This window comes from Thioclava sp. GXIMD2076, from assembly GCF_037949795.1.
Lineage (GTDB): Bacteria > Pseudomonadota > Alphaproteobacteria > Rhodobacterales > Rhodobacteraceae > Thioclava > Thioclava kandeliae.
Map to the genome: position 1 here is coordinate 583328 of NZ_CP149933.1, position 18491 is coordinate 601818.

Genomic DNA, 18491 nt, shown 5'->3' on the forward strand with positions numbered 1-18491 from the left:
CATGGGATCGAGCCTGATTTCGAGCGATAGCCTTTCATTGGGGCTGGCCAAACCGGCACGTCGCCTCCTCGCGATCCTCGAACATGTTTTCGGAGGAGTGGTCGCCTTCGGGCTCGCCCTTCTGCTGGCTCTCGTGCTTGCAGGCTTCGTGATGCGCTACGGGTTCTCGTCTTCTATTCTGGGTGCCGAGGATGCCGGCAACTGGCTTTATGTGGCGATCACGGCCGTCGGGGCGCCTTTGGCGCTTCGTTCGGCCCTCGCCATGCGTCTCGACATCATCCACGTGCGTCTCGCCGACCGTCCGCGGATGGTCGCGGATGTCGTCGCCGAAGCGCTAACCCTGCTGTCGGGCCTCATTCTCGCACATGGCAGCAGCACTGCCGCGCGGATCATGGGCGGCACCAACGCAGCGCTCGGTCTGCCACAGTGGGTGCCCTTCGTGGTGTTCGGCATCGGCGGCGCACTCGTCATGCTTTTCGTCGCGCTGGACCTGATCGCCAAGGGCCGTCCCGAAATCCTGATCGGCGCTGCCGCATTGGCGAGCGTCCTGTTCTGGTGCGGGCAACAGGGCTTTCTCCTGTCGCTGCCCCTCGCCCCCAGCCTCGCGATGGGGTTGATCGTCGTCCTGGGCCTCGTGGTCGCGGCTCCGCTCCCGCACGCCTTCTTTGCGGCAGCCTACCTCGTCATCCCGCTCGGTAGTGCCTTACCCGAACCCGCGCTCGTAAACTCGGCGCTGTCCGGCATGATGAAGTTCCTGCTTCTCGCAATCCCGTTCTTTCTGCTTGCAGGCATTCTGCTGACGAAATCGGGCGTCGCCGGACGACTGGTGCAGTTCGCGGATGCGCTCGTCGGACACCATCGCGGCGGTCTTGCCCAAACGACCCTCCTCACAAACCTGCTCTTTGCAGGCGCTTCTGGCTCCTCGATCGCTTCCGCTGCCTTCGGCGCAAAGATGTTCCAGCCCGAACTTCAAGCCCGCGGATATGCTCCAGAAAAGGCCGGAGCGATCATCGCTGCAACCTCGGTGATAGACAATGTTATCCCGCCCTCGATCGCCTTTCTCATCATGGCGACTGCTACCAACCTGTCAGTCGGAAAACTGCTGTTTGGCGGGCTGTGGGCCGGATTGCTGCTGGCGATCGCGCTGTTCGTCGTCATCCGTCTCACCTGCCACGACACGCCGGTGAGCGCGCGCAGCGACGGGCGGACCCGCGTCACGCTGGGACTGCGGGCCATTCCGGCCTTCGGACTGGGGATCATCGTGGTCTTCGGCATCCGCCTCGGCTTCGTTACCACGACCGAGGCCGCAGCTGCCGCTGCCTTCTACACCTTTCTGTTGAGCCTGTTCTACGGCCTGAAAACGCGCGGCCTGTACGATGCTTTCCGCCAAGCCGGCACCGAAGCGGCGGCGATCGCGCTTCTCATCGCGTCCGCCGCGCCCTTCGCGTTCCTTCTTGCAGTCGACGACATATCCGGAGCAATCGGCGCCGTCGCAGATCTGCTCGGCAGCGGCCCCGTCGCGGTCCTCGCTCTCTCGGTCGCCATCCTGTTAATTGCGGGCCTCGTCCTCGATATTGGCGCCGCCATTCTGCTGTTCGCGCCGCTCCTTCTGCCGCTCGCCACGGCCACGGGCCTCGATCCGGTTATCTTCGGCGTCATCATAGTCGTGAACCTTATGATCGGCGGCCTCACGCCTCCTTTCGGTGTACTGATTTTCGTCGTCGCAGGCGTGACCCGCATCCCGACTGCCGCACTGTTCAGGTCAGCCCTGCCCCATGTCCTGACCCTCGCCCTCGCCCTCTTTGCCATCTGCCTCTTCGCACTCGTGCAGGCAGGCCTCTTCTGAGCCCACAAGGCACGCACGCATCAATTAACCAGCCCAAATGGAGACCTCCTAGTGACCAAATCCTTGATCGACCGCCGTGGCCTTCTCAAAGGCGGAGCTTACGCCGTTGCAGGGGCGCTCGCGGTCCCTGCCTATGTCCGCCGGGCCTTTGCCGCGCAGCAGATCACGGTGGCCTCGCTCATGGCAGAGGAAAAGCCTGAAACCCTGATCTGGCACAAGATCGCCGAAATCGTCGAAGAAGCGATGCCCGGTGCCTTCGCCTTCAACATCGTGCCGAACGCAGCCCTCGGCGCAGAACAGGAAGTCGCGCAGTCTGCCAAACTCGGCTCCGTGCAGGCCTCACTCTCGACCATCTCGCTCATGTCGAACTGGGTGCCGGAAACCCAGATCTTCGACCTGCCGTTCCTGTTCCGTGATGCAGCCCACGTCCAGGCCGCCAGCGAAAGCAGCGTCGGCGACGAGCTCAAGGAAAAGCTCGCGGGCGAAGGTTTCGTGGTGCCTGCCTTCATCAACTACGGCGCGCGTCACTTGCTGACCAAAACCCCGGTCGCGGACCCCGCACCTCTCGCGGGCATGAACATGCGCGTGATCCAGAGCCCGCTGCATACCAAACTTTGGCAATCCTACGGGGCGAACCCGACCGGTATCCCGATCGTCGAGACCTACAACGCGCTTCAGACCGGCGTCGTCGATGCGATGGACCTCACCAAAAGTGCCTATGCCGGCTTCAAACTCTACGAAGTCGTGCCCTATCTCACCGAAACCTCCCACATCTGGGCGACCGGCGTGGTCTATTACTCGCAGATGTTCTGGAGCACGCTATCGCCCGAGGCCCAAGAGGTTCTAGCGGCCGCTGCAGTCGAAGGAGCGGCCTATTTCAACGATCTCATCGTCGCTGACGAAACGAGTTCGATGGAGCAGGTCACCGCAGCCGGTGGCGAAGTGGTCCAGCCGACCGAGGTGAAGGCCTGGGTCGCCGGAGCGCGGCCCGTCTGGGAAGACCTCGCCCCCACAGTGGGCGGCATGGAGAAGATCGAAATGCTCTACGGGCTCGCCTGATGCTCGAAACACCGATGAGCCTGGGGGGCATGGTCACTGCCCCCCACCACCTTGCCGCCCATGTCGGGCGGGATGTCCTGCGCGATGGCGGCACGGCGATCGAGGCCGCGGTCGCTACTGCCGCGGCACTTGCGGTGGTCTATCCGCATATGACGGGGCTTGGCGGGGATGGGTTTTGGCTGATTGGCCGCGGCGGTTCCGAGCCTCCGCGCAGCCTGCACGCGACGGGACGGGCTGGGCGAAAGGCCGTTCCGGGACTCTACGAGGAAAACGGTCTGAATTCGGTGCCATGGCGTGGCCCCCTCGCCGCCCTGACCGTTCCGGGAACTGTATCCGGATGGGAGGCTGCCCTCGCGCTCTCCGCACAATGGCAGCCGCCTTTGCCACTTGAACGGTTGCTCGAACCCGCGATCCACTATGCCGAAGCGGGGTTTCCCGTCACCCGCAGTCAGGCCCGTCTTTGCACAGCCAAACGTGCGGAACTGGTCGATGTTCCGGGATTTTCCGATGTCTTCATGCCCGAAGGCAGGCCGCCGGAAGAAGGCGAGATTTTCCGCCAGCCCGCCCTTGCCCGCACCCTGCGCCAATTGGCTCGCAACGGCCTTCGCGATTTCTACGAGGGCGAGGTCGCGGCCCAGCTTGCCGCCGATCTCGAGGCCACGGGCAGCCCGGTGACCGCTGAGGATCTCGCCACGCATAAGGCCGAGTGGCTCGAGCCCTTGGCCCTCGAGTTGCCGCACGCAGGCGCTACGGTCTGGAACACGCGCCCGCCGACCCAAGGGCTGGTCTCGCTCATGATCCTCGGCATCGCCGACCGTCTCGATCTGGGGGTGGAAAGTTCGTTCCGACATGTTCACTGTCTTGTCGAAGCCAGCAAACGTGCATTCGCTGTGCGTGACCGCCACATCGCCGACCGCACGACCGTGCCCGCACCCGAACAGTTTCTCGCGTGCGAGTTTCTGGACCGAGAAAGGCGCCTGATCGACACCGCCCGCGCCGCGACTTGGGGCGAGCAGACGCATCCTGGCGACACGATCTGGATGGGCGTCACGGATCATGCCGGGCGCACCGTAAGCTTCATCCAGTCGCTCTATTACGAATTCGGCTCTGGCCTCGTCTCGCCACAGACCGGCATCACGCTGCAGAACAGGGGTGCCTCTTTCCGGCTGTCAGGAAACTGGAACATACTCGCGCCGGGCCGCCAGCCCTTCACGACGCTCAATCCGGCAATGGCCGCGTTCCGGGACGGCCGTCAGTTGACCTATGGCACTATGGGCGGCGAGGGCCAGCCGCAGACGCAGGCCGCGATTTTCACGCGGCTCGCCCGTTTCGGACTGCCACTCCAAGAGGCCGTGACGGCCCCGCGCTGGTTGCTGGGCAAGACCTGGGGCGAGGGATCGCTGAGCCTCAAGATCGAGAGCCGATTCGACGACGACGTCATCACCGCCCTGCGCGAAGCGGGCCACGATGTCGAGGTGACAGGCCCATTCGAGGACTTCATGGGTCACGCGGGCGCCATCCTGCGCCAACCCGACGGAGTACTTCGCGGGGCAACCGACCCCCGCTCGGATGGAGCGGTCTCGGCGATTTGAATTCAAGGATTGCACTTGAACGGGCAAAGGATACGGACAATGCGACATCTCAAACGCATCGCCATCGATGCCTACATGCTGCTGTTCGGCATAGCACTCGCGGGGGCCTTCCCACCTGCGCGAGGCGCGGCAGCAAAATAGCGTGGCACCATCAGCTTCTGAGCGGTCGCCCTGCTGTTCTTCCTCTACGGCACGAAACTCGGCACCAAAGCGGTGCGTGCGGGTTTCCTGAACTGGCGATTGCAGGGTCCTACCTACGCGGCGACCTACCTTGCCTTCCCGGTGCTGAGCCTTCTGGTCGTCGCAATCTTCGGATCGGTCCTGAGCCCCGAATTGCAGATAGGCCTCCTGTTCCTCTCGATCCTTCCTTCGACGGTTCAAAGCTCCATCGCCTTCACCTCGATGGCCCACGGCAACGTGGCTGCCGCAATTTGTGCGGCATCGGTGTCGAACATCGTCGGCGTCATCCTGACACCGATGCTCGCCGCCGTCGTCATCCATTAGGGCGGCGAAGGCGCATCCCTCGACGCGATTTTCAAGATAGGCCGCCAGATCATCGCGCCATTCGCGCTCGGCCAGATTCTGCGTCCCTTCGTCGGTGCATTCGTGACGCGGCACCGGATGTCCGCGATGCTGGTCGATCGGGGAGCCATCCTTCTGATCGTCTACGCGGCCTTCAGCGCGGGCACCGTCGGTGGCCTGTGGGCACAGAACCTGCTGGCGCAGCCTGATCGCGCTGGGAATGATCGTTCTCGTTTTCCTCGCCCTGATCTTTTGCGGTCCCACAAGAGCCTCGCGAGCGGGCACAGGTCGTCTTGGAAATTCGACCAGTTTGCCGCGGTGCTAAGCTATAGAATTGGTTTGATTTCAGGCGGCAACCTTCAGTTTCGGAGATCGTCTATCTTAGGCCTCGTCCGGCGTCATGATCCCATGTGATGAGTGCGGGCGTCTTTCGTTGTGGTAGCAGATCCCGTCACCGATCCCGTCCTGGGCCTCGGAACCGGTTTCGAAGGCGTTCAAGTAGATGCATTCGTATTTCAGGGATCGCCAGAGCCGCTCGATCCTCCGGTTGTCGATCCAGCGCTCCCGACCATCCATCGAAATTTTGACCTTCGCATTGCGCAGCACGTCAGTGAAATCGATGCTGGTGAATTGCGAACCTTGATCGGTGTTGACTATCTCCGGGGTGCCGTATCCGGCCAGCGCTTCTTTTAAAGCCTCGACGCAGAACCCCGCGTCCATGCTGTTCGAGAGTCGCCAGCTCAGCACCTTCCGGCTGTGCCAGTCCATGATGGCCACGAGATAGAGAAATCCTCGGCGCATGGGAATATAACTGATGTCAGCACACCAGACTTGGTTGGGCCGGGTGATGGGTAAGTCTTTCAGAAGATATGGATATATCTTGTGCTCCGGGTGTTCCGTGCTGGTCTTCGGTTCCCGGTCAGATCGGCACCAAACGTATGAGCTTCATCAGTCGCCGCACACGATGCCGCCCGCACTTGTGTCCCTCGCGAGCCAGGTGCCGGGCCATTTTTCGGGCTCCTTACCACGGCGTCTCGAGAAACTGCCGGTCGATGATTTCCATGAACTTCCGGTTCTCGGCGCTTTCTCCGTGCGGCAGGTCAGAAGAGGGTTGAGCGCGCCAGTGACAGCAGGCTGCATGGCCGCCGGACACTGAGATCGGGACGGTCTTTCTTCACCGCTTTTTGCCTCCAGTGCCGAGGATGAGACTTGAGGCTTCCGACAAAAAATCCCGTTCCACGACCAGCTGGCCGATTTGGGTTACAGCTTTTCGACCTCTGCTGCCGATATCGTCGGCTCCGCGAACGCCTGGCCGTTGAAGCCCTGTGGCATGTTCTCAATCGCGGTCCGTTTCCAGCCGCTGATCATCGTGGGGTGGATGTCATACTTCTTGGCGAGTTCGGCCGTCGTCAGTTCCTCGCGGATGGCTTCCAGAGCCACCTGCGTCTTGAACTCTGCCGAATAGCGTTTCCGTTTGGTCATTTCTGTGCGTTCTTCCTCAGGCGCTACAGCTTAGCACCTGGTCCGAAATCCCGGGACCACCTCTGCGCGGCAAGGCGGCTTTGCCGCGCACCCCTGATATGCTCGTGAGCGTTCAACAGACTGCTGAGACCACGACCTCGATCAACACATCCTTACCTAAATTAGCCACACCAATGGTGGCGCGGGTGGGCAGGTCGTCGGCCGCGAGCCAGTCGAGCCATGCCGCGTTCATCCCCTCTTTCTGGTCGAAATCGGTAATATAAAGCATGGCAGTGACGAGCTTCTCCTTGGAAGAGCCGACTTCTGCCAGAAGCGCGTCGATCTTGGCGCAGATCTGGGCGGTCTGGCCTTGCATATCGAGACCTAGATCATCGGCGATCAATCCACCGAAATGCAGCATTCCATCCACTTCGACGATGCGGTGGTTAATGCGGGTTTTCATATGGCGGGTAATGGTGGTCATGCAGATATCCTTCCTATGGAGCATGAATGCGCGGCACTGCCTCAGGCAAAACGCGCGATGGAAAACGGAGAAATCGGGGCCTGTGTGTGGCCGGTGGCGATCAGTTCGGCCATGATATCGCCCACCCCTGGCCCCATCTGGAACCCGTGGGCCGAAAAGCCGAACGCGTGGAACAGACCTTCGTGGCGGGCCGAGGGGCCGATGACGGGAATATCGTCAGGCATGCGCCCCTCGACACCCGACCAGCTACGCACAATGGTGGCCTGCCGCATGATCGGGAACAGGTCCATCGCCGTCTCGGCGGTGCGGCGCAACTCGGGGAAAAGGATCTCGGACTGATTTTTTGTGGCATCGGCGCGCCCGCGCCGTCCGCCACCGATAACCACGGTGCCATTCGGCATTTGCTTGAATGACAGGGGCCGTCCCGCAGCCCCTACCACAGCATCGCAAAAATGCGGCAGGCGGGCGGTCACGATCATCATCGGCGCTATCGCTTCGACGGGGGCATGCTCTCCCAATCGGGCCGCCAGAGCCCCCGCCCACGCGCCCGCACTATTAAGAAGCTTCGGCGCGCGAAACGCTCCCGCATCTGTCAGAGCCACCCAGTCCCCGGCATCGCGCGTGACATCAGTGACGGTGAGGCCCTCATGAAAACGCACCCCCAGCTTTGCGGCTTTCTGGCGAAAGGCAAAGGTGGTCCAGTAAGGCTGGGCAAACCCATCGGTGAGTGAGGCAAGTCCCCCCACTGCATGATCGGCCACCGCCGGAAGATAATGGCGCAGCTCGGAGCGCGACAGGATGGTTTCATGGGTAAAGCCCATGCCGTTCAGATCGGCGACACGGGTGCGCAGCCGGTTCAACTCGACCTCCGTCTCGGCGACCTTGATCTGGGGCGCCACCTGAAAGCCGGTATCATCGTCCAGTAGATCGCCGATGCCGTGCCAGATCCCCATCGAATGCTGCGAGATCGGCACCTCGGCATAATGGCGCCCAAGCCGGCGCACGCCACCTGCATTCACCCCCGAGGCATGGCGCGCCACGCTGTCTTTCTCGATTACGATCACATCCAGCCCGCGCTTGGCCGCAAAAAGCGCCGCCGCGCAGCCATGCAACCCGCCGCCCACCACCACCAGATCGGCTGTCCGGCCAGTATGAGGGGTCATCTCACTACCTCGGGCGTGTCAGGTTCGGGGGCAAAGCCCGCCAGTTCCGACAGTTGCAGCGGTTTCAGCGGCGGGCGGATACGGTAATAATCGGTGACAGAGGGGCTTTCGCCCTTGGTGGCCGCGATCACACCCGCCACGGCCAGCCCGCAGATCCGACCCTGACAGGGGCCCATGCCCGTGCGCAAAAGCGATTTTACCTGATTGGGGCCGGGGGCGCCCAGACGCACGGTCTCGCGGACACTGCCTGCGGTCACTTCTTCACAGCGACACAGAAGCACATCATCGGCTGGGGCCAACACCTCCGGCGCGGGGGCATAAAGAGTTTCCAGAAGCGGCCGCACTGCGCCGTCACGTTCCAGCGCTGCGCGCAGGCGGGTCAACCGGCCGCCTTTCACCTCACGGCCCAAGGAACGCGCGATCTCAAGCGCCACCAGACGACCTTGAAGTGCGGCCGAAGCCGCCCCCGCAATCCCTGCACCATCGCCTGCCACATAGAGCCCCGCGACACTTGTCTGGCCCGCCGCATCGAGCGTCGGGCGGAAGCAATGCTGCGACGCATCCCAGTGGTGCGCGGCGCGCAAGAGCCGCGTGATCTGCTGGTTGGGCACAACACCCTGATGCAGCGCGATCGTGCCGCTATCGATGCGGTGGCTCTTGCCGCCAGAGGTGAATTCCAGCGCCTCGGCGGCACCGCTTCCCATGATCGCAAGATCCTGCGCATGGCGATAGATGGGCACGCCCGCCGCGCGCACGGCCTGCATCAGACGTAAGCCCTTGGTCAGATAGGTGCGCGCTTTCAGAGCCTTGGGCAGATGCTTGGCCGCCGAGAGCATCCGGCCCTTGGGGATATTTTCGACCACCGCTTTGGGCGGGCAGCCTGCCGCCACCATCTGCTGCGCCAGTAGCCACAATAGCGGCCCTGAGCCTGCCAGCACCGCATCGGGCTGCACCACACCAGCCGATTTCAGCAGGATTTGCAGCGCGCCTATAGTGGTGACACCGGGCAGGGTCCAGCCGCGCATAGGCATCGGGCGTTCAAGCGCACCAGTCGCGGAAAGAATCGCCCGTGGACGTATCTGCGAGGAGGTCCCCTCTTGCGAGACATCAATCATCAGATCGGTGCCAATATTCCAGACAGATGCGCCGGCGCGATAGGCGGTAGAACTGGCGCGGAATGCCTCGGCCAAAGACCGGCCCGCGCTGTAATCTGCGCCTAAGATCGCCTCGCGCTTGGGCGTTACGGTTTCGATACCGCGATAGATTTGACCACCCGGACGGGGCTGCTCATCCAGCACCACGACCGAGAGGCCGGCCTTTGCAGCTTCGGTTGCGGCAGCCATGCCAGCAGGGCCTGCACCAATGACGGCGAGATCGACAGAAACGGCGCTCATAGCGTCACCTCCGCAGCACCCGCCTGACGGCGGACCTCTAGACCCTCGCGCACTTCGGTCATGCAAGCCAGCCGGTTGGGAATGCCATCGATTTGGACCAGACAGTCGAAACAGGCCCCCATCATGCAATAGATCCCTCGCGGCGCGCCCGAGACAACACTATCACGCAGGTTGCGGATACCGGCGGCGGTCAGCGCGGCGGCCACGCTTTCACCAACCTGCCCCTCGACGGGCTGTCCCTCAAAGGTAAAGGTCACGAGGCGGCCGGTTTCAATGCGCCGAGGCGTGGACGGTGCCATTGGCAAATCTCCTTGAATGGAAAGCGTCGAATTCGGGGCCGAGCGCCCCTTGTGCAAGTGCAGGAGCCAGCGCCAACGCATGCGCTCCCGCGAGGGTTACGCCAGAATGGCAATTGACGGAAAACACGCCCGGATGTGTCTGCGATTGCTGGTAAATCGGGCATCCATCGGGGGTAAGGATACGCACCGCCCCCCAGCTACGCACGATGCGCAGCTGCGCCAGAGCCGGAAAACAGCGGATGGCATGGCGGGCCAGATCGCTCATCACGCTGGTACGACTTGCGGTGGAATAGCCGGTATCCTCGTGACTATCGCCCATCATGATCGTGCCTTCGGCTGTCTGGCGTAGAAGATGGGTGGGCATCGGCATCAGCGATCGGGCGCGCTCTGTCACGAGGATTTCGCCCTTTTCGGGGATCAATGGCAGATCAAGCCCCACCATCGGCGCCAGCCAGCGATTGCCATGACCTGCCGCAAGCACGACCTGCGCGCCACGGAAACTCCCCTTGGCAGTGGAAACCGCGTAGCCTGTGCCGTCCTTTTCGATGGTCTGCGCAGTGGCCTCATTGACATAGCGCCCACCCCTAATCTGAATCGCCTTGTGCAGCGCGCGTAACAGGTGCAGGGGGCTGGCGTGGCCGTCATGCGGGGAATAGGCCCCGCCCAGCACATCAGGCCCTAGGCCCGGAAAGATCTCATCCATCTGCTGGCGGTCTAGCATCTCGGCGCCATAGCCCAGATTGCCGTTATAACCGCTCATCCGTTCGATCTGTTCACGCTTGCGGGCCAGTTCATCCTCGGAAAGGCAAAAACTCAGCCCGCCCGGTTTGTGATAGGCGGGCGAAATCCCGCTATCTTGTTCCAACTCACCTGCAAACTCGGCCCAGACATCGGCCGAACGGCGCGACCAGCGGGCGTATTCGGGCATAAACTCGCCCTTGGAGGACACCCAGACCAGGCCGAAATTCCCGCGGGAAGCACGTAACGCCACATCACCTTCATCAAGCATGATCACGCGTTGGCCCGCCCGCAAAAGCCCGTAAGTCATAGCCGCGCCAACTAACCCGCCACCGATGACGATGGTGTCGACGGACTTATCTTCGATAGTCATTTCTTTCCCTCTCCGATCAACAACCGGTCAAGCCCGTAGATGCGATCGACGATGATCATCAGGACCACGGTAAAGATAATGGTGACGGTCGAGACCGAGGCCACCAGCGGATCTGTCGTCTGCGCGATATAGGAGAACAGGCGCACAGGCAGTGTGGTGGTGGACGGGTTCACGATGAAAATCGTAACGGTCAGCTCGTCGAAACTGGTGATAAAGGCCAGCACCCAACCACCAACGATACCCGGCACAATCGAGGGCAGAATGATCCGCCGGAAAATCGTCCAATCGCTGGCGCCAAGTGCCGCTGCGGCTTTCTCTGCGTCGCCATCAAGCCCCGTCACCGAAGCCAACACCAGCCGCAGGATGTAGGGAGTTATCACAATCACATGGCATAGCGTCAGTCCGAAGAATGTCCCCGAAATACCGATCATCGACATGAAGCGCAGGAATGCGATGCCAAGGATGACGGTGGGCACCATCAAGGGCGACATGAAGAAGGCCAGAAGCGCCTCGCGGCCCTTGAACTTCTGCCGCCCAATCGCCAAAGCTGCAGGTACGGCAACGACAGTGGCCACTGTTGCGGCCCAGAAACCCAGCTTGAGGCTGATCCATGCGGCAGCGATGAAATCGGGATTGTCCCAGATGGCGCGGAACCAGCGTAGCGATAGCCCCGAGGGCGGGAACTCCAGAAAGCCCTCGGGCGTCAGCGACACGCCAATCACCACAATAATCGGGGCCAGCATGAACAGCGCAAAGAGCCCCATGAAGACCTTGGCGAAGATACCATTATGTCTCATGCGTGGGCCTTTCCAAGACGGGCCTCGATCAAGCGGTTCCAGCTGACCATGATCACCAGCACCGACACCAGAAGCACAATCGCAATTGCCGCGCCCAGCGGCCAGTTGAGCGTGTTCATGAACTCGTCATAGACCACGGTCGCCACTACCTTCATGCGCCGCCCGCCAAGAATGGCCGGTGTGGCAAAAGACGAGGCAGAGAGAGAAAAAACGATAAGCGAGCCCGACAGGACCCCCGGCATTGCCTGTGGTAGCACCACGCGGCGGAAGGTGGTCCATGCGCTGGCGCCCAGGCTCTCGGCGGCGGCTTCTGTCGAAGGATCTCGCCGTTGCAGCGCGGCCCAGACCGCAAGGATCATGAAAGGCACCATTACATGCACCAGCGCCAGCACGATGCCGCCGGACGTATACATCATCTTGATCGGCATATCGATCAGCCCCCAGTCTTTCAGGGCGGTGTTGATGACGCCACGATTGCCCAGCAGGATCGCCCAACCGAGCGTGCGCACCACTACCGAGATCAGGAGCGGCCCAAGCACGACAAGGATCATCACAGAGCGCATCCTTGACCCCATCCGGCTCATGAAATAGGCCATAGGGACGCCGATCACCGCGCAGATCAGCGTCGTTACCAGCGCGATGGCAAAAGTGCGCCCGAAGATCTCCCAGTAATAGCTGTCACCGAAGACGGCGACGTAGTTATGCAGACTGTAATCAGATCCGATGCCTTTGTAGAAATCGAAACTGTGCAGGCTGAGAGTGAAAGTCATGATCAGCGGCACAAGCAGCATCGTGCCAAAGAGCAAAAGCGCCGGTGCGCTTAGCGCCCATGCGCGACGGGTGGGGCTATGGCTCATAGGCTTAGCCCCGTAACCGGCCGGCCCTCGGCTGGCAGAATGCGCAGATGCGCCTCTTCCCAGTCCAGATGCACGGTCTCGCCCAGATCGGCCACGGGCTGGCCGGAGTTGGGGCGCAGCACCATCAGCGCGCCGATCATTGTCTCGACCCGCATCAACCATTGATCACCAAGGAAAATCCGTTCGATCACTGTGCCGGAGAGCTTGCCATCCTGAGGCCCTAGAGTGATCCGCTCTGGGCGCATAGCGATTTCAACAGGGCCGGTCATGAGATTGACGGCAGGCCCGTGCAGCGTAAGGCCACCACAGTCCAGTACCGATCCCTTCTCTGAGGTTGAAATCAACTTGGCCGGTAGATTGTTGCTTTTGCCGATAAAAGACGACACGAAGGAATTCTTCGGATGTTCGTAGACATCAAAAGGCGCGGCATCCTGTTTCAGCTTTCCCTTTTCCATCACGATCACCTTATCCGAAAGTGCCAACGCCTCGGACTGGTCATGCGTCACCATCAGTGTGGTCACGCCTGCCTCGCGCTGGATGCGGCGCAGTTCTAGCTGCATCTCCTCGCGCAGTTTGGCATCAAGGTTGGACAAAGGCTCGTCAAGCAGCAGCAGTTCCGGCTCGATCACCAGCGCACGCGCCAGTGCCACCCGCTGGCGCTGTCCGCCCGACATGGCGCGAGGATACCGATCAGCCAGATGGCTCAGATGCACAAGATCAAGCGCGGCCGTCACACGACGTTTGATCTCGGGTTTCGGAGTTTTGCGCATATCCAGACCGAAGGCCACATTCTCTGCCACGGTCATATGCATGAACAGCGCATAAGTCTGGAACACGATGCCGAGCCCGCGCTTGCGCGCCGGAATGCTTGCGAGATCACGGCCATTCAGCGTGATCTGGCCGTCCGAGACATCCTCGAAGCCCGCAATCATCTGTAGCGTGGTGGTCTTGCCGCAGCCCGACGGCCCCAGTAGAGACACGAAACTTCCGCGCTCGACAGAGAAGCTGAGGCTGTCAACAGCGGTGATCAACCCGTAGCGTTTCGTGAGATTGGTCAGTTGGAGGAAAGCCATCGGCCTGTCACCTCTCTCTTGTGGTTGGCCCTGCGGACGTGCCCTCAGGGCAAAGGCACCGGCGCAGCCGTCGGGCCGCACCGATGATGGTCACGAAGGCAAAATCAGCGCTCGACCTCGCGCGCCCAGCGTGCTGTCCATGCCTGACGCTCGGGGTTGATTCCGTCCCAATCCACGGTCTTAAGGCTTTTGATCTTGTCGCCATAGGGCAGACTCTCGGCAAGTTCGGGCGGCAGCTCGGCCTTTTTATTCACCGGACCCGCGCCCATCGCATCGGCGATCTTAACCTGAATCTCGGGGTCTAGAAGATAATCGATAAAGGCCTGCGCATCATCGGGGACATTGCTCTGCACCACAGGGCACGCCGCCAACATCAGTGCCACTGCGCCTTCCTTCGGATAGGCAAATTTTACCGGGAAGCCGGTATCTGCCAGCGACTTGACGCGCCCCGACCCCCAGATCGACAGAGCGATTTCGCGGTTCTGGAACAGCTCAGACATCCGTCCCGAAGAGGGCTCGAAGACCAGAACATTCGGCGCCACCTCATCGGCCATGGCTTTGAAGCCCGGATCGATATCACTCTCGCTACCGCCCGCATCACGTGCAAGCATTACCAACGCATGCAGACCGTAGGTATTTGAGATCGGCGGGATCGACAGGAGTTGGTCGTATTTGGGGTCTTTCAGATCTTCCCAGCTCGACGGCGGCGCCCAGCCCTTTTCCTTGAACAGCTCGGCATTATAGGCAAACCCTGTCGCCACAAAACCGATACCCACGGAATTGCCGCTGATCTTGGCAAGGTCATAGACGTCGCCCATGACCGGCGCGTCCTTCATCGGGGCGCAGAAACCAAGGGCATCAGCTTGATACATCGGACCGTCATCCAAGATCACCACATCCAGTTCCTGTGCCGATTTCTGCGCTTGCAGTCGGGCAAGGTTCTCGGTCGAATTACCCGGCACATAGGCAATCTTCACATTATGGGTTTTCTCGAATTCCGGAATGATCAGCTGTTTCATCAGTGTCTCGAAAGAACCACCATAGCCCCCCACAGTGAGGGTGGGTGTATCGGCCAGAGCCATGTTTCCGACAAGCGACATCGCAGCGGCCAGAGCCACAGTTTTGTAATTTTCCATGATTTCCCTGTTGAATTGGTTATATTTATTGAACCCATGTTTCATTGGGTTTTGCCGTTAATCAAATGAGTTTATATGCAAAGGCTATACCATTTTGTTATGAGGATTTCATGGCTCGCCCGAATATCAAGCAGATCGAAGCTTTCAACGCAGTCATGAAAGGCGGTTCGGTGACACGTGCTGCCGAAGTGCTGTTTCTGTCGCAACCGGCGGTCAGCAAACTCGTACATGCGTTCGAGGCGTCCTGCGGGCTCAACCTATTTCTGCGCGGAAAGGGGCGGCTGACGCCCACGCCAGAGGCGCGGCGCCTTTTTGCGGAGACCGAGAAATTCATGTCAGGTGTAGAACGGGTGGAGATGGCCGCCCGCGCGATCCGAGATGCCGAGCGCGGCGATCTGACCATCGCGGCCTTTCCCGCTCTCAGCTTACGGATGCTTCCACGGGTCGCGGCGCGGTTCCTACGGGAGCGGCCAGAGGTGGATCTAACGCTCCTGACCCGCAACTCGCCCGAGATTGCAACTGCGATGCTGTCACGGATGACGGATTTCGGAATCTCGCTGCTGCCTACCCGCGAACCCGGATTGCGTTGCCGTCCGTTTGCCGATGTCTCTATGGTTTGCGCGCTACCGCCCGAGCATCCGTTAGCCGCAAAACAACTGATCGATCTACGAGATCTCGAGGGAATACCCATGATCAATCTGGGCACCGATGATCTGTCGCGCCGCGTGCTCGACGAGGCACTGGCGCACGTGGGCAGCAATCCACAGCAATCAGTAAAGGTGGAGATGGCCGATGCCGCCTGCATGCTGGCCGCCCATGGTCAGGGTGCGGCCATTGTCCCTTCTCTCGCGACCCTCGGATGGGAGAAGAACGGGCTTGTTTTCCGGCCGCTTGCGCAGGAGGTCAAGATGACGGTGTGGCTCTATACATCTGCATGGGAGCCCCTGACAGCGCTTGCGCAGCATCTTCTCGGCCAGATCCGTGAGGAAATCACCGAGGTCGAGACCATATTTCGCCAATATCCCTCCGCCTCCTAACAGCGACAGAGGGACTTGTCTGTAGGTTCAGCCGATCATTGCGAGGAACGCGTCGATGCCGGCCTGCGCGACCGCGCGGTCCTGATCGGGGGTGCCCGAGGACACGCCGATCCCGCCCACGACCTCGCCATCGACGATTACCGGCAGGCCACCGCCCACCACCATCAGCCGGCCCCCAATGGCCGAGCTGATCCCGTAGGCGGGCGCGCCCGGCTGGCTGGCGGTGCCATAGTCATGGGTGGCTTTCTTGGCACCCGAGGCGGTATAGCTCTTGTCGATGGCGATGATTGAGGAGGTGACCTTGCCGCCATCCATCCGCTCGAAGGCCACCAGATTGCCGCCCTCGTCGGTGATGGCGATGCACATCGGCACACCGATCTCCTCGGATTTGGCGCGCGCGCCCGCGATCAGCACGCGGGCATCCGCGATATCGACACGTTTGAGAGTAATCATATCCGTTTCTCCTTGTCAGGCCACGGCCTTGGCGGCGCGGCGGGCGAGGTGCAAGAGCGGCTCGGTATATCCCGAGGGCTGCGAGGTTCCCTCGAAGATCAACGCGCGTGCGGCATCATAGGCCGGACCCGCATAGGCGGGCGCCATCGGGCGATAGGCCGCATCTCCCGCATTCTGGGCATCCACCTTCAGCGCCATGCGCTGCAGGCTGTCTTCCACCTGCTCGACCGTCAGCAGGCCATGGAGCAGCCAGTTCGACAGATGCTGCGCCGAGATCCGCAGCGTCGCACGATCCTCCATCAGCCCCACATCATGGATATCGGGCACTTTGGAACAGCCGATCCCCTGATCGACCCAGCGCACCACATAGCCGAGAATCGACTGGCAGGAATTGTCGAGCTCGGCCCCGATCTCGGCCTCGCTCAGGACCCGCTCGCCCAGAAGCGGCAGCGTCAGCAGGGTCTCGAGCGCAGGCTCCTCGGTCTGTGCGATCTCGGCCTGACGCGCGGCCACATCCACCAGATGGTAATGCAGCGCATGCAGCGTGGCCGCCGTCGGGCTCGGCACCCATGCGGTGGTAGCCCCTGCCATCGGATGGCCGATCTTCATCGCGATCATCTCGGCCATCATATCGGGCTTGGCCCACATGCCCTTGCCGATCTGGCCGCGTCCCGTCATCCCCGCGCCGAGCCCTGCCAGCACATTGCGCGCCTCGTAGACATCGAACCATGCGGCCGCCTTCATCTCGGCCTTGGGCACCATCGGCCCCGCATAGGTCGAGGTGCGGATCTCGTCGCCGGTGCGGTCGAGGAAGCCGGTATTGATAAACACACAACGCTCGCGCACGGCGGCGATACAGGCGCGCAGATTGGCCGAACTGCGGCGCTCCTCATCCATGATCCCGAGCTTCACGGTATTGGGCGCAAGCCCCAGAACCTCTTCGACGCGACCATAGAGCGTATTGGCAAAGGCGACCTCTTCGGGGCCATGCATCTTGGGCTTGACCACATAGATGGAGCCCTTGCGCGAATTGCCGACACCCTCGCGGGCCAGATCATGCAGGGCCGCCGCCACGGTCACCATCGCATCCATGATGCCTTCGGGGGTGGGCGCGCCCTCGAAGAGCACCGCGTCCGTATCCATCAGATGGCCCACATTGCGCACCAGCAAAAGCGCCCGCCCCGGATGGGTAACCGGCTGCCCCTGCGGGTCCAGATAGGTGACATCGGGAGCCATGGTGCGGGTCATCTCGCGCCCGCCCTTGGTGAAGCGGGCCGACAGGTCGCCCCTCATCAGCCCCAGCCAGTTGCGATAGGCCGCGCATTTATCGGCCGCGTCCACCGCCGCGATACTGTCCTCGAAATCCTGGATGGCGGTCATCGCACTCTCGGCGATCACATCGGAGATCCCCGCCGGATCGGCCGCGCCGATCACCGTCGAGGCATCGATCACGATACGGATCAGCAGACCGTTGACGCGCAGCACGATATCGCCGCCTTCGCTATAGCCGGCAAATTGCGCCGCATCCTCCAGCGTGGTGACCCCGGTCTGCGTGGTCACAGCAAGCGCGCCCTCCACCACCTCGAGCGCGGTGACCGAGGCCCATGAAGCCCCCACAAGCGGCGCCACCTGATCGAGATGCGCGCGCACCCGCGCGATCACCTTGCCCCCGCGCACGGCGTCGAAGCCACGGCCTTCGGGCGCCCCCTCGATCGCATCGGTGCCGTAGAAGGCGTCATAGAGGCTGCCCCAGCGGGCATTGGCGGCATTGATCGCGAAGCGGTCATTGGTGATCGGCACCACAAGCTGCGCCCCCGAGACCTTCGCGATCTCGTCATCCACATTCCCGGTGCTCACCTCGAACGGCGCGGGCGGCTCGACCAGATAGCCGATCTCGCGCAGGAAGCCCAGATAGGCACTCTGGTCGTGGGGCTGGCCCTTGCGGGCGATATGCCACGCGTCGATCTGCGCCTGAAGCGCCTGACGACGTGCCAGAAGGGCCGCATTCACCGGCATCAGATCGCGCAGGATCGCGGCATACCCGGCCCAGAAGCGGTCGGGGGTGATATCCCTGAGGATCTCGGTCTCGGTCAGATGGGCCAGTTCGGCATCCACGGCAAGACCGTGGCGGGTCACATAGGGCATGGGGGTCTCCTGTCTTTGCTCCTGACTAGCGTTCCGGCGCAGCGCGCGATAGAAATGGAAAA

At 61.8% G+C, this 18491-nt stretch carries 15 protein-coding genes and 2 pseudogenes; 5 read left to right on the top strand and 12 right to left on the bottom strand.

Annotated features, from left to right (window positions below; translation table 11 throughout):
- Window position 1: 1 nt before the first annotated feature.
- The 4 genes and pseudogenes from WDB91_RS16550 to WDB91_RS16565 all read left to right on the top strand — a co-directional run bounded on the left by WDB91_RS16550 (window position 2) and on the right by WDB91_RS16565 (window position 5433).
- Entirely contained in the window at window positions 2-1846 is a 1845-nt protein-coding gene (locus WDB91_RS16550) for a TRAP transporter large permease subunit (RefSeq protein ID WP_339114719.1), read from the top strand.
- A gap of 63 nt (window positions 1847-1909) precedes the next feature.
- A complete protein-coding gene (locus WDB91_RS16555; RefSeq protein ID WP_339115114.1) occupies window positions 1910-2905 on the top strand; it encodes a TRAP transporter substrate-binding protein in 996 nt (331 codons plus the stop codon).
- Window positions 2905-4497: a gamma-glutamyltransferase family protein gene (locus WDB91_RS16560; protein ID WP_339114720.1), complete on the top strand. Its 1593-nt coding sequence runs from the start codon at window positions 2905-2907 to the stop codon at window positions 4495-4497. The genes WDB91_RS16555 and WDB91_RS16560 overlap by 1 nt, the downstream gene beginning before the upstream one ends.
- A 213-nt stretch (window positions 4498-4710) precedes the next feature.
- Window positions 4711-5433 (top strand): annotated as a pseudogene (locus WDB91_RS16565) (bile acid:sodium symporter).
- Here the strand turns inward: WDB91_RS16565 and WDB91_RS16570 are convergent.
- The 10 genes and pseudogenes from WDB91_RS16570 to WDB91_RS16615 form a co-directional block, all read right to left on the bottom strand.
- Window positions 5401-6501: pseudogene (locus WDB91_RS16570) on the bottom strand (IS3 family transposase). The pseudogenes WDB91_RS16565 and WDB91_RS16570 overlap by 33 nt on opposite strands.
- Before the next feature lie 112 nt (window positions 6502-6613).
- Complete coding sequence (locus WDB91_RS16575) at window positions 6614-6964, bottom strand: RidA family protein (protein WP_339114721.1); 351 nt, start codon at window positions 6962-6964, stop codon at window positions 6614-6616.
- A gap of 41 nt (window positions 6965-7005) precedes the next feature.
- Window positions 7006-8127 (bottom strand): FAD-dependent oxidoreductase, encoded by a 1122-nt coding sequence (locus tag WDB91_RS16580; protein ID WP_339114722.1) that lies wholly within the window; start codon window positions 8125-8127, stop codon window positions 7006-7008.
- Entirely contained in the window at window positions 8124-9521 is a 1398-nt protein-coding gene (locus tag WDB91_RS16585; protein WP_339114723.1) for a (2Fe-2S)-binding protein, read from the bottom strand. Before WDB91_RS16585 ends, WDB91_RS16580 begins: the two co-directional genes overlap by 4 nt.
- Window positions 9518-9820, bottom strand: coding sequence for a (2Fe-2S)-binding protein (locus WDB91_RS16590; RefSeq protein WP_339114724.1), 303 nt, complete (start codon window positions 9818-9820; stop codon window positions 9518-9520). The genes WDB91_RS16585 and WDB91_RS16590 overlap by 4 nt, the downstream gene beginning before the upstream one ends.
- Entirely contained in the window at window positions 9792-10931 is a 1140-nt protein-coding gene (locus WDB91_RS16595; RefSeq protein ID WP_339114725.1) for an FAD-dependent oxidoreductase, read from the bottom strand. The genes WDB91_RS16590 and WDB91_RS16595 overlap by 29 nt, the downstream gene beginning before the upstream one ends.
- Window positions 10928-11728: an ABC transporter permease gene (locus tag WDB91_RS16600; RefSeq protein ID WP_339114726.1), complete on the bottom strand. Its 801-nt coding sequence runs from the start codon at window positions 11726-11728 to the stop codon at window positions 10928-10930. Before WDB91_RS16600 ends, WDB91_RS16595 begins: the two co-directional genes overlap by 4 nt.
- Window positions 11725-12585 carry an ABC transporter permease gene (locus WDB91_RS16605; RefSeq protein ID WP_339114727.1) on the bottom strand — a complete coding sequence of 287 codons (861 nt, stop codon included), beginning with the start codon at window positions 12583-12585 and terminating at the stop codon, window positions 11725-11727. The genes WDB91_RS16600 and WDB91_RS16605 overlap by 4 nt, the downstream gene beginning before the upstream one ends.
- Window positions 12582-13658, bottom strand: a complete 1077-nt coding sequence (locus tag WDB91_RS16610) for an ABC transporter ATP-binding protein (RefSeq protein WP_339114728.1) — start codon at window positions 13656-13658, stop codon at window positions 12582-12584. Before WDB91_RS16610 ends, WDB91_RS16605 begins: the two co-directional genes overlap by 4 nt.
- A gap of 104 nt (window positions 13659-13762) precedes the next feature.
- Window positions 13763-14794 (bottom strand): ABC transporter substrate-binding protein, encoded by a 1032-nt coding sequence (locus WDB91_RS16615; protein WP_339114729.1) that lies wholly within the window; start codon window positions 14792-14794, stop codon window positions 13763-13765.
- Between the two features lie 110 nt (window positions 14795-14904).
- Between WDB91_RS16615 and WDB91_RS16620 the strand changes: the two genes are divergently transcribed.
- A complete protein-coding gene (locus WDB91_RS16620) occupies window positions 14905-15831 on the top strand; it encodes a LysR substrate-binding domain-containing protein (RefSeq protein WP_339114730.1) in 927 nt (308 codons plus the stop codon).
- 27 nt (window positions 15832-15858) lie between these two features.
- On the opposite strand, the gene WDB91_RS16625 is transcribed toward WDB91_RS16620, so the two are convergent.
- Window positions 15859-16284, bottom strand: coding sequence for a heme-binding protein (locus tag WDB91_RS16625; protein WP_339114731.1), 426 nt, complete (start codon window positions 16282-16284; stop codon window positions 15859-15861).
- Window positions 16285-16299: 15 nt separating this feature from the next.
- Window positions 16300-18429 carry a malate synthase G gene (locus WDB91_RS16630; protein ID WP_339114732.1) on the bottom strand — a complete coding sequence of 710 codons (2130 nt, stop codon included), beginning with the start codon at window positions 18427-18429 and terminating at the stop codon, window positions 16300-16302.
- Window positions 18430-18491 lie beyond the last annotated feature (62 nt).

Coding starts and splice junctions, on each gene's coding strand:
- WDB91_RS16575 (WP_339114721.1), bottom strand. CDS start 6,964: ATGACCACCATTACCCGCCATATGAAAACCCGCATTAACCACCGCATC.
- WDB91_RS16625 (WP_339114731.1), bottom strand. CDS start 16,284: ATGATTACTCTCAAACGTGTCGATATCGCGGATGCCCGCGTGCTGATC.
- WDB91_RS16550 (WP_339114719.1), top strand. CDS start 2: ATGGGATCGAGCCTGATTTCGAGCGATAGCCTTTCATTGGGGCTGGCC.
- WDB91_RS16605 (WP_339114727.1), bottom strand. CDS start 12,585: ATGAGCCATAGCCCCACCCGTCGCGCATGGGCGCTAAGCGCACCGGCG.
- WDB91_RS16585 (WP_339114723.1), bottom strand. CDS start 9,521: ATGAGCGCCGTTTCTGTCGATCTCGCCGTCATTGGTGCAGGCCCTGCT.
- WDB91_RS16630 (WP_339114732.1), bottom strand. CDS start 18,429: ATGCCCTATGTGACCCGCCACGGTCTTGCCGTGGATGCCGAACTGGCC.
- WDB91_RS16610 (WP_339114728.1), bottom strand. CDS start 13,658: ATGGCTTTCCTCCAACTGACCAATCTCACGAAACGCTACGGGTTGATC.
- WDB91_RS16560 (WP_339114720.1), top strand. CDS start 2,905: ATGCTCGAAACACCGATGAGCCTGGGGGGCATGGTCACTGCCCCCCAC.
- WDB91_RS16620 (WP_339114730.1), top strand. CDS start 14,905: ATGGCTCGCCCGAATATCAAGCAGATCGAAGCTTTCAACGCAGTCATG.
- WDB91_RS16595 (WP_339114725.1), bottom strand. CDS start 10,931: ATGACTATCGAAGATAAGTCCGTCGACACCATCGTCATCGGTGGCGGG.
- WDB91_RS16600 (WP_339114726.1), bottom strand. CDS start 11,728: ATGAGACATAATGGTATCTTCGCCAAGGTCTTCATGGGGCTCTTTGCG.
- WDB91_RS16580 (WP_339114722.1), bottom strand. CDS start 8,127: ATGACCCCTCATACTGGCCGGACAGCCGATCTGGTGGTGGTGGGCGGC.
- WDB91_RS16590 (WP_339114724.1), bottom strand. CDS start 9,820: ATGGCACCGTCCACGCCTCGGCGCATTGAAACCGGCCGCCTCGTGACC.
- WDB91_RS16615 (WP_339114729.1), bottom strand. CDS start 14,794: ATGGAAAATTACAAAACTGTGGCTCTGGCCGCTGCGATGTCGCTTGTC.